Genomic DNA, 12,899 nt, shown 5'->3' on the forward strand with positions numbered 1-12,899 from the left:
TATCGGAATAATAATTCATCAAATACCGTTTACCGGCGCGGGCATGCGATCTGCGAACTTCGGTAAATTTCTTTACTTCAATTAGTTACGAATAGCTTTCCTAAATTTTAAGCTGCATCGCGGCGACGATCCGCTTTTCGTTGACGGGACCGCGATACCGCCGCGTATCATGAGTTCATGCAAGCAACATGACCGGATCGGAGGGCGTCATCATGCCAGCGGATATGTTGATCCAGCGGAGCACCTCATCATGAGCGGGCAAGCGGATCTGGTGCTCACGAATGGCAGAATCTGGAAAGGGCTGGGCCTTGGCTTCACAGAGGCGCTGGCCTGCGCCGGGGGAAAAGTCCTGGCAACGGGATCAAGCCGGGATATCGACGCGTTGGCCGGACCGGAAACGCATATCATCGACCTGGGCGGACGGCTGGCGACACCCGGGCTTAACGATGCGCATATGCATCTGCACATGTATGGCCTGGGCATGGCCGAGGTCGATCTGCGGCCTAAATCCGCGCCCGATCTTGCCGCCCTGCTGGGGGCGCTGAAGGCAAGGGCCACCGAGACCCCGAAGGGAGAATGGATCACCGGGCGCGGTTACGATCACTTCAAGCTGGATACCGGCCGCCACCCCTATCGCGAAGAGCTGGACGAGGCCTGCCCCGATCATCCGGTTTATATCGTGCGCACCTGCGGACATCTGGCGGTGGCAAACAGCGCGGCGCTCAGGCTGGCGGGCATCACCGAGGATACCCCCTCGCCGGAAGGCGGGCTGATCGAGCGGCAGAATGGCCGGCTTACCGGACTTCTGGCCGAAACCGGGCGCGAGCCGGTGACGGCGGTGCTGCCGAGACTGACCGTCGAGACGCTGGTCGATGCGATCGAACGTGGCGGCAGGGATCTGCTGTCATACGGGATCACCTCCTGCATGGAGGCCGCGATCGGTATCCGCGAAGGCTGGCCCGAGATGGAGGCCTATCTTGCCGCGAAGGAACAGGGGCGGCTGCCGTTGCGCGTCTATGGCTGCATCATGGGGGACAAGACACGCTCGATACTGGAGCAGGCGACCGAGGCGGGGATGATCACCGGAGCGGGCGACGAGATGTTCCGGCACGGGCCGGTCAAGATTTTCACCGACGGCAGCGCGGGCGGGCGGACGGCGGCGATGACCCGCCCCTATATCGGAGGCGATCCGGACGACCGGGGACTGCTTTGCATTCCCGATCAGGCGGAACTGACCGGCATGGTCATGGCCGCCCATCGCGCGGGCTACCAGATGGCCATCCATGCCATCGGCGATGCCGCCATCGACCAGGTGCTGGAGGCCTACGAGGCGGCGCTGGCCGACATGCCCGCCCCTGACCGCCGCCACCGGATCGAGCATTGCGGCTGGCTGCGTCCCGACCAGATGCAGCGGATGAAGGAGATGCATGTCATACCGGTGCCCCAGCCCTCGTTCCTTTACTGGTTCGGCGACCTCTACTGCACCGTGGCCGAGCAGGATCGCGTCGAGGCCTCGCATCCGATGCGGACATGGATCGAGGCGGGGCTGCATCCCTCGGCCTCGACCGATTGCCCGGTCACCGAGATCGATCCGATGCCGGTGATCTACAATATGGTGACGCGCAAGACCTCGAAGGGCACCGTGCTGGGACCCGAGCACCGGCTGAGCATGGAAGAGGCGCTGCACGCCTATACCGCCGCCTCGGCCTATGCCTCGCATGAAGAGAAGATCAAGGGGCTGCTGGAGCCGGGCATGCTTGGCGACATCGCGGTGTGGGAGCGCGATCTCTTCACCATCGATCCGGAGCAGATCACCGCCACGCGCTGCGATGCGACGATCCTTGGCGGGCGCGTTGTCCATGAACGGGAAGGACAATGATCGAAACGATCCTCAACCGGATCCTGGTATCCATCCCGGTCCTGTTCGGCGTGCTTTTCCTGGGCTTTGCGCTGGTCCAGCTTGCACCCGGAGATCCCGCCCGGGTGCAGGCCGGGCCGACCGCGCCGCCCGAGGTGGTTGAACAGATCCGCCAGGAGATGGGCCTCGATCAGCCCGTGATCGTGCAATTCGGCAAATACATGGAGCGGCTTGCCCATGGCGATCTGGGCCGGTCGCTGATCTCGAACAAATCCGTGACCAGCGAGCTTGGCGCCGCGATCGTTCCGACGATCGAGCTGATGTTCGCCAGCCTGATCTGGGCGATCCCGCTTGGCATCGCGATGGGGACGCTGGCGGCGGTCTGGCGGGGCTCGCTGTTCGACCGGCTCATCATGGCGATCTCGGTCGCGGGCGTGTCGCTGCCGATCTTCTTCATCTGCCTGATGCTGATCCAGCTTCTGGGCGTCAAGTTCCCGATCTTTCCCTTCATCGGGCGCGGCGGGCCGCTCTGGACGCTGGAAGGGCTACGCCATATCGCGCTGCCCGCATTGTCGCTCGGGATGATCTTCATCGGGCCGGTTTCGCGCATGACCCGCTCTTCGGTGCTGGAGGTTCTGCGGCTGGATCATGTGCGCACCGCCCGGGCCAAGGGACTGACCGAACGGCAGGTCATTCTGCGCCACGGGCTGCGCAATGCCCTGATCCCGGTGGTCACGCTGGTCGGCCTGCAGATCGGCTACCTGCTTGGCGGCGCGGTCGTCACCGAGACGATCTTCTCCTATCCCGGCATCGGCAGGCTCGCCGTGGGGGCGATCCTGTCCTCGGATTTTCCCCTGACGCAGGGCACGATCCTTGTCCTGGCACTGGGCTTCATCCTCGTGAACCTGATCGTCGACATTCTCTACGCTCAGCTTGATCCAAGGGTGCAGAAAAAATGACCGTGACCGAAACTCATGGCGGCGGAACGCCCGAACCCGAAAATGCCGCCCCCGCCGCACGCCGGGCATGGTGGCGGTCACTGCTGGCGGACCGCGCGGCGGCACCGGCGATGCTGCTGCTGATGGCCATCGTCCTGGCGGCACTCTTCGCCCCGCTGATCGCCCCGCATGATCCGAACGCGAATTCCCGCGCCATCATGCAGCCGCCGGTCTGGTCCGAACGCGGAACCGCGGAATATCTGCTGGGAACCGACAGCCAGGGGCGGGATATCCTGTCGCGTGCGCTTTACGGAACGCGGCTGACATTGCTGATCGGCCTGGTGGCGATCGGGATCGGCGGCGTGATCGGCTCCACGCTCGGCTTGCTGTCCGCGATGTATCGCCGGATCGATCCGTGGATCATGCGCATCAACGACATGATGCTGTCATTTCCCGCGATCCTGCTGGGACTGGCGCTGGTCGCGGTCGCGGGCCCCGGCGTCCTGCCGGTCATCGTCGCGCTTGGCATAGCCTCGATCCCCGATTGCGCGCGGATCGCGCGGTCGATCGGCATCGGCGTGATGGGACAGGAATATATCGAGGCCGGGCGCGCCGTCGGCCTGTCGGACTGGGCGATCTTCCGGCGCTACCTGCTGCGCAATTCGATCTCTTCCATCATGATCTTTCTCAGCCTGCGTTTCGGACAGATCATCCTGATCGGCGCGGCGCTGAGCTTTCTGGGTCTTGGCGCGCGCCCCCCCACCTCCGAGCTGGGGATGATGGCGGCACAGGGCCGCGACACGCTGATGTTCGCGCCGCATATCGCCACCATCCCCTCGGTCGTGATCTTCGTCATCGTGCTGTGCGCGAATATCACCGGCGACGCGCTCCGCGATGTTCTGGACCCCCGTCTTCAAACGTAAACAACAGGGAAGACCGATATGAGAAAATCACTGCTTTACGGAGCCGTCGCGGTTGCGCTGGCCCTGCCCGCCTCGGGGCAGGAGATCAATATCGTGCGCGAGGTGGACAGCAACAATTACGACCCGCATAAATCGACCGCGCGATCGGCATCGGAAGTGCTGTTCATGCTGGGCGATACGCTGGTGTCGCTGGAACCCGACATGAGCACGATCACCGACGGGCTGGCCAAGGAATGGGAGGTGTCGGATGACGGGCTGACCTATACATTCCACCTGAAAGACGGGATCAAGTTCTGCGACGGTCGCGAGATGACCGCCGAGGACGTGGTCTATTCGCTCAAGCGCTGGATCGACCCGGAAACGAATTCCCCGGTCGCCTGGCGCGCGGGAGAGGTCAAGGATATCACCGCGCCCGACCCGAAAACCGTCAAATACGAGTTGAAGGCGCCCTTCTCGGAATTGCTGTATCAACTGACGCAAAGCTTTGCGACGGTGATCGACAAGAACAATGTCGAGGAACTCGGCGAGGATTTCGGGGTCACCGGCTTTAACGGAACCGGCCCCTTCTGCTGGCAGGAATGGCTGCCGCGCGACCGCCTGACCATGACCCGGCACGAGGGATATGGCTGGGGCCCCGCATTCTACCAGAACAAGGGCCCGGCCCATATGGCCGGGATCACCTGGCAGATCGTGCCGGAGGAAAATACCCGGACCGTGGCGCTGATGACCAATCAAAGCCAGGTCACGCAATACATTCCCGCCATCGCGCTGCAGCAGATACGGCAGGCTCCGAATCTTGAACTGGTCCGGTCCGACGCCGCGTTCTGGACCTATTTCATGGGCTTCAAGATCGACAAGCCGTCGGTGTCGGATCCGGCTGTCCGCAAGGCGCTCAACCTTGCCGTCGACCAGGAGGCGCTGGCCCGCGACATCATGTTCGGCGAGGTGACCCCGGCCTATAGCTACATCTCTGAAAACGCGCTGGATTGGGACAAGACGCTGAACGACAAGCTGTTGCGTTACGACCCGGAAGAGGCAAAGCGGATCCTTGACGAGGCCGGCTGGAAACCCGGCGAGGATGGCGTGCGCGAAAAGGACGGGGTCAGGCTGGCACCGGTCGCCTATATCCAAAGCGGCTCGACATGGCAGAAGCTTGCCGAATTCGTGCAAGCCGAACTGTTGAAGGTCGGCATCGGCATGCAGATCCAGGCTTTCGACGCCACCGTCTTCTGGGGCAAGGTCGCAACGCAGGAATTCGACGCGTTCGGAATGAGCTATCCCTATATCTCGGCCGGGGACGCGCTGAACCTTTACTTCCTGTCCCAGAACATGCCGACCCCCAACCGGATGAACTGGGACGATCCGGAGACCGATGAATGGCTGGCCGAGGGCCGCCATGCGACCGACGACGCGACACGTGCCGCAGCCTATGCCAAGGTTCTCAACAAGGTGCATGACGCTGCCGTCTGGCTGCCGCTCTATCACGAGCCGATGACCATCGTTCAATCGAAAGAACTCGAGACCATCGTGCCGCACAACATCTATGGCGCCGGTCTCTACAAGGGTCTGGATCTGAAATTCCGGGAATGAGGCATCGGGCGGGGTGCCCCTGCGCCCCGCCCAGACAGCAGGAGGCTTGAATGGACAGTGCAGAAGTCACAGTGATCCGCAAGGCGGACTGGATCATTGGATGGGACGAGACATCGAACCGCCATTGCTTTCTGCGCGGTCAGGATGTCGCCTTTGCGGGAAACCGGATCGTGCAGGTCGGCGGACGGTATGACGGGCCGGCTACGCGCGAGATCGACGGGACGGGACGTCTCGTCGCTCCGGGACTGGTGGATATCCATTCGCATCCGCTTTCCGAACCCATGAACAAGGGTTTCCTGGACGAACTCGGCAGCCCCGGCCTGTATCAAAGCTCGCTTTACGAATTCATGCCGCTGTTCGGCCCCGATGACGAGGGCCGCATCGCCTGCACCCAAGTCGCCCTGTCCGAACTGATGCTGTCGGGGGTGACGACGCTGGTCGATCTGTCGGTCCCCTATGACGGCTGGCTGGATCTGCTGTCGCAATCCGGCCTGAGGGCGGTGGCGGCGCCGATGTATCGCTCGGCCAGGTGGTTCACCGGGGATGGCCATGTCACCGGATACGAATGGGACAGGGCCGGTGGCGAGGCAGCGATGGCGGCGGCGATGGATGTGATCGACCGTGCGGGCGCGGATCCTTCGGGGCGCCTGTCGGGCATGGTCGCGCCATCGCAGATCGACACCTGCACGCCCGAACTGATCCGCGATAGCCATGCCGAGGCGGTCCGCCGTGGTCTCAAGATACAGATCCACGCGGCGCAATCGGTGGTCGAGTTCCACGAGATCACCCGGCGCCATGGCCGGACCCCGATCGAATGGCTGGACGATCTGGAGGTGCTGGACGGCACGGCCATCATCGGCCATGGCATCTTTCTGAACGATCATCCCTGGGTGCATTGGCCGCAGGCCGCTGATCTGGACCGGTTGGCAGGATCGGGGGCGGCGGTCGCCCATTGCCCCACGGTCTTCCAGCGCCGGGGGATCGCCCTGCGGAGCTTTGGCCGTTATTGCCGCGCCGGCATTCCGATGGGGATAGGCACCGACACCTATCCCCACAACATGCTGGAGGAAATGCGTCACGCGCTGATAAATTCGCGGCTGATGAGCGGGGATGTCTTTGACCTGCGCACATCGGATGTCTTCGACGCGGCCACGGTCGGCGGCGCGGCGATCCTCGGGTTCGACGATATCGGGCGGCTGGCGACAGGAGCCAAGGCCGATCTCCTGATCGCCGATGTCACCCATCCGGCCATGCGGCCCGTCCGCGATCCGCTGCGCTCGCTGATCTATGTGGCGGGGGAGCGGGCCGTGACCGATGTATTCATCGACGGCCGCCAGGTCGTCGCGGATGGACAGGTCGCGGCCTTCGACCTTTCCGACGCTCTGGAACGGCTGGAGGCGGCCCAACGCCGGGCGGAAAAAGAGTTCACATCAAGGGACTATGCCGGACGGTCGCATCTGGCCGCCTCGCCGCTGTCCTACGAGGTCGTCGATGGCTGAGCCCGTCCTTTCGCTGCGCGGTCTCGACATCCGGTTCAACTCCGACGGGCACCGGTCGCGGGTGGTGAACGGGATCGGCTTTGACCTGATGGCGGGCCAGACATTGGGGCTGGTGGGCGAATCCGGATGCGGCAAAAGCGTGACCTCGCTTGCGATCATGCGGCTGCTGGCCAGCCCGCCCGCAGAGATCGCCGCGGGCGAGGTCATCTTTGAAAAGCGCGACCTGCTGAAACTCTCGGAACGGGACATGCGAGAGCTGCGGGGCGGCCGCATCGGCATGATCTTTCAGGAGCCGATGACAAGCCTGAATCCCGTCTATACCTGCGGCGCCCAGATCATCGAAAGCCTGCAACGGCATTCGGGACTGACCGGCAGACCCGCCCGGGAACGCGCGATCGAACTGCTGGAGTTGGTCCGCCTCCCCTCGCCGGAAAAGCGGGTGGACGACTATCCGCATCAGCTTTCCGGCGGGCAGCGGCAGCGGGTGATGATCGCGCTTGCGCTGGCCAATGACCCGGCGGTGCTGATCGCCGACGAGCCGACGACCGCGCTGGACGTGACCATCCAATCGCAGATCCTCGACCTGCTGCGCGACCTGCAGGAACGCACCGGAACGGCGGTGCTGATGATCACCCATGATCTCGGGGTGGTGGCCGAAACCTGTCAGGCTGTCGTCATCATGTATGCCGGAACCGTGGTCGAGCGCGGCAGGGTCGAATCCATCTTCGGCGACCCGCAGCATCCCTATACGATCGGGCTGATGGCGGCGGTTCCCCGCATGGATACCAGGCGGGGCCGGCTGGCGGCAATTCCCGGCTCGGTTCCGCCCCCATGGGCGCAGGTGCCCGGCTGCCGCTTTGCCGCGCGATGCCCGCTGGCCGATGATCGCTGCCGCTCCGAACCGCCCGGCCTGCGTGAAATCGCACCCGGCCACGAGATCGCCTGCTGGAAGGCTCCCATCGAGGGAATGTCCGAAATGGAAACGCATTCATGACCGCGCTGCTGAAAACCGAGGGCCTGACCAAGCATTTTCCCGTCCGGCGCGGTGTGCTGCGCCGCCAGGTCGGAACCGTGCAGGCGGTGACGGATGTGAGTTTCGAACTCGGCTCGAACGAGACCCTCGCCATCGTCGGCGAATCCGGCTGTGGAAAATCGACGCTCGGGCGGGCTTTGCTGCGTCTGCACGAGCCCAGTGGCGGCAAGGTCTGGCTACAGGACATGGATGTGACCGCACTGGACAAGCGGGGTTTGCGCGAGGCACGCAGGCATATGCAGATCATTTTCCAGGATCCCTTCGGCTCCCTCAATCCGCGCATGACGGTGCGCGAGACGCTGGCCGAACCGCTGCTTTTGCACGGGCTGGCGACGCCAGCCACCGTCCGCGCCGAGACAGACCGGCTGATCGATCTGTGCGGCTTGTCCCGCTGGCATGCCGAGCGCTATCCGCATGAATTCTCGGGCGGTCAGCGCCAGCGCGTCGGCATCGCTCGCGCATTGGCCACGCGGCCCAAGCTGATCATCTGCGACGAGCCGGTTTCGGCGCTGGACGTTTCGGTCCAGGCCCAGATCGTCAACCTGTTGCAGGACCTGCAAAGCGAACTGGGCATCGCCTATGTCTTCATCAGCCACGACCTTGCCGTCGTGCGCCATATCGCCGGGAAAGTCGCCGTCATGTATCTGGGGCGCGTTGTCGAAGAGGCCGCGACCGAAGATCTCTTCGACGCCCCCCGCCACCCGTATACACGCATCCTGATCGACTCGGCGCCACGCCCGGATCCCACCGCAATCCGGCACAGGCTGCCGGTAAAGGGGGGCACGCCAAGCGCGCTGGCAATGCCCCCGGGCTGTGCCTTCCATCCGCGCTGTCCACTTGCCATCGACCGCTGCCGCAGCGTACGACCCGAATTGCGGCAGGTCGGTCAATCACGGGTCGCCTGCCACCTGGCCGAAAAGGTCGTCGGCATGGAAGCAGGCCGCGCCGAGGCGGAGAACCCGGCACTGACCCGCCGGCTGGCGGTATTGGAACGGGCGAGAGCAGGATCGGCATGAAGGATCAACAAGCGATGAACGGCGCGGAAAGCCTGGTGCGCAGCCTCAGCGCGGGAGGGGTCGAGGTCTGCTTCGCCAACCCGGGCACATCCGAGATGCAATTCGTCGATGCGCTTGACCGCACGCGCCTGATGCGCTGCGTTCTTGGACTGTTCGAAGGGGTGGTTTCGGGTGCTGCCGACGGCTATGCGAGAATGGCGGGCAAACCGGCAGTGACGCTGCTGCATCTCGCGCCGGGCTTGGCGAATGCCGGCGCCAATCTGCACAACGCCAAGAAGGCGCGCTCGCCGATGCTGAATATCGTCGGCAATCACACATTGCGGCATTTGCGCTATGATGCGCCGCTGACCGCCGACGTTCCGGCAACCGCCTCGGTTTTCTCGGACTGGGTCCGCACGGCGCAAAGCGCGGACACGCTGGCGCGCGACGCCGTCGAGGGGCTGGCCGTGGCGACCGGTCATCCCGGCCGTATCGCGACGCTGATCGCACCGGCCGATATCGGCTGGCAGGAGGGCGGGGTGATCACGCGCCCGATGCAGCCGCACGGGCCGCGCCCGCTGGATCCTCAGGTCATTGCCCGCGCGGTATCGGCGCTTGGCCCCGATGCGCTGATCCTGTGCGGCGGAACCGTGCTGGAGGACCCCGCCTCGACCCGGCTTCTGGCCGGCATCGCCAGGCAAACCGGCGCAAGGCTGATGGCGCCGGGCTCGAACCGCCGGATCGAGCGTGGAGCCGGACGGGCCAGCATTCCCCGCATCCCCTACCCTATCGACATGGCGATCGAACAGCTGGCCCCGTTCCGCCGTGCGGTCCTGATCGAGGCACAGCCTCCGGTCGCCTTCTTTGCCTATCCCGACCGGCCCAGCCTGCTGTTGCCCGAGGCATGCGAGGTCATCCAACTGGCCGAGTTCGACCAGGACGGCCGGGCCGCGGTGCAGGCGCTGGCCGACAGCATGGGTGCGAAATCCGCGCGGCTCGTCGATTCGCCCAGGCCGGAGGCGCCACAGGCCGGACCGCTTGAGGATCTCGCATTGTCCGCCGCCATCGCATCGGCGCTGCCCGAGGGGGCGATCATCATCGACGAAAGCCTGACCAGCGCAAACCAGGTCGACCGGCTGTCGGCAGGTGCGCCTCCGCATTCATGGCTGTCGATCACCGGGGGCGCGATCGGCATCGGCCCGCCGCTTTCCGCCGGGGCGGCGGTCGCCTGCCCGGATCGCCCGGTGATTGCCCTGCAGGCCGACGGTTCGGCCATGTATACGCTGCAGGCGCTGTGGACGCAGGCGCGCGAGAACCTAAACGTCACCACCATCATCTTCGCCAACAAGAGCTATGACCTGCTGAAGCACGAATTGTTCAAGGTCGGCGCAAATCCCGGACCGGATGCGCTGAACCTGCTGGACCTGCGGCGGCCCGAGCTTGATTTCGTATCCCTCGCAGCCGGCATGGGCGTGCCTGCCCGCCGGGTCGACTGCGCGGCAGAGCTGCACCGCGTCCTCTCGGATGCGGTTCTTGAACCCGGACCATTCCTGATCGAGGCCATCCTGTGACGCATTTCGACTTTCTCTCGGGGCGGCGCCCGCCCAGCTATGCCAGCCGCGCGATGATCGCGACCTCGCATCCCCTGTCGAGCTCGGCGGGCCTGGCCGTGCTGGCCGAGGGCGGCAACGCGGTCGATGCGGCGATCTGCGCCTGCGCCGTGCAATGCGTCACCGATACGCATATGACCGGGATCGGCGGGGATTGCTTCGTTCTCTATGCGCCCGCAAGAGGCAAGGTCCGGGCACTGAACGGCTCCGGCATGGCCCCCGCCGCGGCCACCCCCGATGCCTTGCGCGCCAGGGGAGTCACCGAGCTGACCCAGACCAGCCCGCATTCCGTCACCATTCCCGGAGCGATATCGGCATGGTGCCTGCTACATGGCGAATACGGGACATTGCCGCTGGACCGGCTGTTCGCCCCGGCGATCCGCTATGCCGAAGAGGGCTTCCCCGTCACCGCCCGGGTGGCGCGCGATTGGGCCAGCAATGGCGACAGCCTGCAGCCGGGCGATCATGCCGCGCGCCTGTTCCTGCCCGATGGCCACGCCCCGCACGCCGGTGCTGTCATGCGCCAGCCGCTTCTTGGCGCGCGCCTGCGCGAGATCGCGGCGCGCGGGGCGGCGGCATTCTATACAGGCGAAACCGCCGCGAAGATGAGCCGCTACCTGCAGGATCTGGGCGGTCTGCACAGCGAACAGGATTTCCACGATTCGATGTCGGTCGCCCGTTGGGAAGACCCCATCTCCGCCTTCTATCGCGGCCATGAGGTCCTGGAATGCGGGCCGAATGGCCAGGGACTGGCTGCATTGATGATCCTGCGGATACTCGAAGGCTTCGACATGGGGCCGGATATTCCGCAAGCCGACCGCATCCACCTGCTCGCCGAGGCGACCAAGCTGGCTTATCACCACCGGGACGCGCTGATCGCGGATCCGGCCCATTGCGAGGGATTGGCGGAACAGCTGCTTTCGGATCAGGTTATCGAGGCACTGCGCGCGCGCGTGGATCCGGCGCATGCGGGCCAACCCGCCCTGTGGACCGAGCCAGAGCACAAGGACACGATCTATCTTTGCGTGGTCGATGCCGAGGGCAATGCGATCTCCTTTATCAATTCGATCTTCCACGCTTTCGGCTCGACGCGGCTCGATCCCGAAACCGGGGTATTGTTCCACAGCCGCGGCTCCTCTTTCCGTCTCGATCCGGCACATCCGAACGCCATCGGGCCGGGCAAGCGCCCGATGCATACGATCATTCCGGGAATGCTGCGTGACAACGGCCGGGTGACGATGCCTTTCGGGGTGATGGGCGGTCATTACCAGGCGGCTGGTCACGCGGCATTCCTGTCGGCGGTCCTGGACCGGGGATTGGATCCGCAGGCCGCAATGGAAGAGACAAGGACTTTCGCCTTCGACGGCGAATTGCAGGTCGAGCCCGGCCTGCCGGACGAGGTTCGCCGCGATCTGGAACAGCGCGGCCACCGGCTGGCAACCGCATCCGGGCCGCTCGGCGGCGCACAAGCCATTCATATCGATCCCGGGACCGGGATACTGACCGGCGCCTCGGACAGCCGCAAGGACGGGATGGCAGCGGGTTTCTGACGGCGGAACCGTGGCGTCAGGCTCTTCTGCCGCCTCCCTGCATTGCGTGACGGGGCACGATTAGAGCAATTTGCAGCTCATCGGGTTCAGCCGCGAACTGCATCCTGCGATGGCCGGGGGCGCTGCCCGTCGCCGGCAGGTCTCTCGAACCGGTGGCGCGACCGGCCGGCGCTCCCCGGGATATCTGGATGAAGAAGAAGCGGGCCGGGCTGGATTCGCATAAGCGCAAACTGCTCTGGCTCCTCCTTATTCCATCACAGGATTACATCGTTTCGGTTTTTCGTTGAAACACCGAAACGATGTAAATTTTTGTTTTTACGCATTTCCGGACGCATTGAGGCAGGATCGAAAAACAATCCGGGGGGCTGTTTTTCTGCCGAAACGGTATCCACTTTTGCTGGAAATGCTTTAACGGAACAAGCCATATCCGAGCCTCGCGGCCATTATTGCATCATGTGCGCTTTCGACAGGGTGTTCCCGTATCACGGCAACTCCGAGATGAAAGCATGCCCTGCGATGAACGCGCCTTTCAGTGACCTAATGCGTCCAGGGCGCGCGGCGGTCGGTGGCGAAATTCTCTCCATAGCCGCGAGGCCGGATATTCGCCGAACGCCTGTGAGGTTCCTGCACGATGTAGTCCAACCCCCGCTCCCTGGCGTAATCCTCCGCCTGCTTGCGGGTTTCGAAGCGCAGCCGCACCTGGCTTTGCGTGTCGTCGCTGCTCGTCCAGCCCATCAGCGGGTCGATTTCCCGCGGATCGGCCGGAGGAAACTCCAGCACCCATCCTTTCATGCGCGCGGTGCCGGATTGCATGGCATTGCGGGCGGGTTGATAGATGCGGATTCGCATGACGGGCTTCCTTCGGTTCGAACCGCGCAAGTTATCGCCAAAACGGGGCATCGG

The 12,899-nt window shown here is 64.4% G+C and carries 10 protein-coding genes; 9 read left to right on the forward strand and 1 reads right to left on the reverse strand.

The features are described from left to right. Window positions 1-250: 250 nt before the first annotated feature. Genes C9E81_RS06660 through C9E81_RS06700 form a run of 9 tightly spaced genes read left to right on the forward strand, consistent with a single transcriptional unit; the run spans window position 251 to window position 11,996 of the window. Entirely contained in the window at window positions 251-1,879 is a 1,629-nt protein-coding gene (locus C9E81_RS06660) for an amidohydrolase (RefSeq protein WP_122111517.1), read from the forward strand. Next, window positions 1,876-2,817 carry an ABC transporter permease gene (locus tag C9E81_RS06665; protein WP_122111518.1) on the forward strand — a complete coding sequence of 314 codons (942 nt, stop codon included), beginning with the start codon at window positions 1,876-1,878 and terminating at the stop codon, window positions 2,815-2,817. The genes C9E81_RS06660 and C9E81_RS06665 overlap by 4 nt, the downstream gene beginning before the upstream one ends. After that, window positions 2,814-3,719 (forward strand): ABC transporter permease, encoded by a 906-nt coding sequence (locus C9E81_RS06670; protein ID WP_122111519.1) that lies wholly within the window; start codon window positions 2,814-2,816, stop codon window positions 3,717-3,719. The genes C9E81_RS06665 and C9E81_RS06670 overlap by 4 nt, the downstream gene beginning before the upstream one ends. An 18-nt stretch (window positions 3,720-3,737) precedes the next feature. After that, window positions 3,738-5,309 carry an ABC transporter substrate-binding protein gene (locus C9E81_RS06675; protein ID WP_122111520.1) on the forward strand — a complete coding sequence of 524 codons (1,572 nt, stop codon included), beginning with the start codon at window positions 3,738-3,740 and terminating at the stop codon, window positions 5,307-5,309. A gap of 50 nt (window positions 5,310-5,359) precedes the next feature. Next, entirely contained in the window at window positions 5,360-6,808 is a 1,449-nt protein-coding gene (locus C9E81_RS06680; protein WP_122111521.1) for an amidohydrolase family protein, read from the forward strand. Then, window positions 6,801-7,802, forward strand: coding sequence for an ABC transporter ATP-binding protein (locus C9E81_RS06685; protein ID WP_122111522.1), 1,002 nt, complete (start codon window positions 6,801-6,803; stop codon window positions 7,800-7,802). The genes C9E81_RS06680 and C9E81_RS06685 overlap by 8 nt, the downstream gene beginning before the upstream one ends. Continuing rightward, window positions 7,799-8,857 (forward strand): ABC transporter ATP-binding protein, encoded by a 1,059-nt coding sequence (locus C9E81_RS06690; protein WP_122111523.1) that lies wholly within the window; start codon window positions 7,799-7,801, stop codon window positions 8,855-8,857. The genes C9E81_RS06685 and C9E81_RS06690 overlap by 4 nt, the downstream gene beginning before the upstream one ends. Then, window positions 8,854-10,407 (forward strand): acetolactate synthase large subunit, encoded by a 1,554-nt coding sequence (locus C9E81_RS06695; RefSeq protein ID WP_243698535.1) that lies wholly within the window; start codon window positions 8,854-8,856, stop codon window positions 10,405-10,407. The genes C9E81_RS06690 and C9E81_RS06695 overlap by 4 nt, the downstream gene beginning before the upstream one ends. Next, window positions 10,404-11,996, forward strand: coding sequence for a gamma-glutamyltransferase family protein (locus tag C9E81_RS06700; protein WP_243698536.1), 1,593 nt, complete (start codon window positions 10,404-10,406; stop codon window positions 11,994-11,996). Before C9E81_RS06695 ends, C9E81_RS06700 begins: the two co-directional genes overlap by 4 nt. A gap of 537 nt (window positions 11,997-12,533) precedes the next feature. Here C9E81_RS06700 and C9E81_RS06705 read toward each other — a convergent pair. Further along, complete coding sequence (locus C9E81_RS06705; RefSeq protein WP_122111524.1) at window positions 12,534-12,845, reverse strand: ETC complex I subunit; 312 nt, start codon at window positions 12,843-12,845, stop codon at window positions 12,534-12,536. Window positions 12,846-12,899: the final 54 nt, after the last annotated feature.

The sequence above is a fragment of the Paracoccus alkanivorans genome (assembly GCF_003697785.1).
GTDB lineage: Bacteria > Pseudomonadota > Alphaproteobacteria > Rhodobacterales > Rhodobacteraceae > Paracoccus > Paracoccus alkanivorans.

Bases quoted from the DNA above. Each gene is read 5' to 3' on its own strand.
- C9E81_RS06660 (WP_122111517.1), top strand. From the start codon at position 251: ATGAGCGGGCAAGCGGATCTGGTGCTCACGAATGGCAGAATCTGGAAA.
- C9E81_RS06665 (WP_122111518.1), top strand. From the start codon at position 1,876: ATGATCGAAACGATCCTCAACCGGATCCTGGTATCCATCCCGGTCCTG.
- C9E81_RS06670 (WP_122111519.1), top strand. From the start codon at position 2,814: ATGACCGTGACCGAAACTCATGGCGGCGGAACGCCCGAACCCGAAAAT.
- C9E81_RS06675 (WP_122111520.1), top strand. From the start codon at position 3,738: ATGAGAAAATCACTGCTTTACGGAGCCGTCGCGGTTGCGCTGGCCCTG.
- C9E81_RS06680 (WP_122111521.1), top strand. From the start codon at position 5,360: ATGGACAGTGCAGAAGTCACAGTGATCCGCAAGGCGGACTGGATCATT.
- C9E81_RS06685 (WP_122111522.1), top strand. From the start codon at position 6,801: ATGGCTGAGCCCGTCCTTTCGCTGCGCGGTCTCGACATCCGGTTCAAC.
- C9E81_RS06690 (WP_122111523.1), top strand. From the start codon at position 7,799: ATGACCGCGCTGCTGAAAACCGAGGGCCTGACCAAGCATTTTCCCGTC.
- C9E81_RS06695 (WP_243698535.1), top strand. From the start codon at position 8,854: ATGAAGGATCAACAAGCGATGAACGGCGCGGAAAGCCTGGTGCGCAGC.
- C9E81_RS06705 (WP_122111524.1), bottom strand. From the start codon at position 12,845: ATGCGAATCCGCATCTATCAACCCGCCCGCAATGCCATGCAATCCGGC.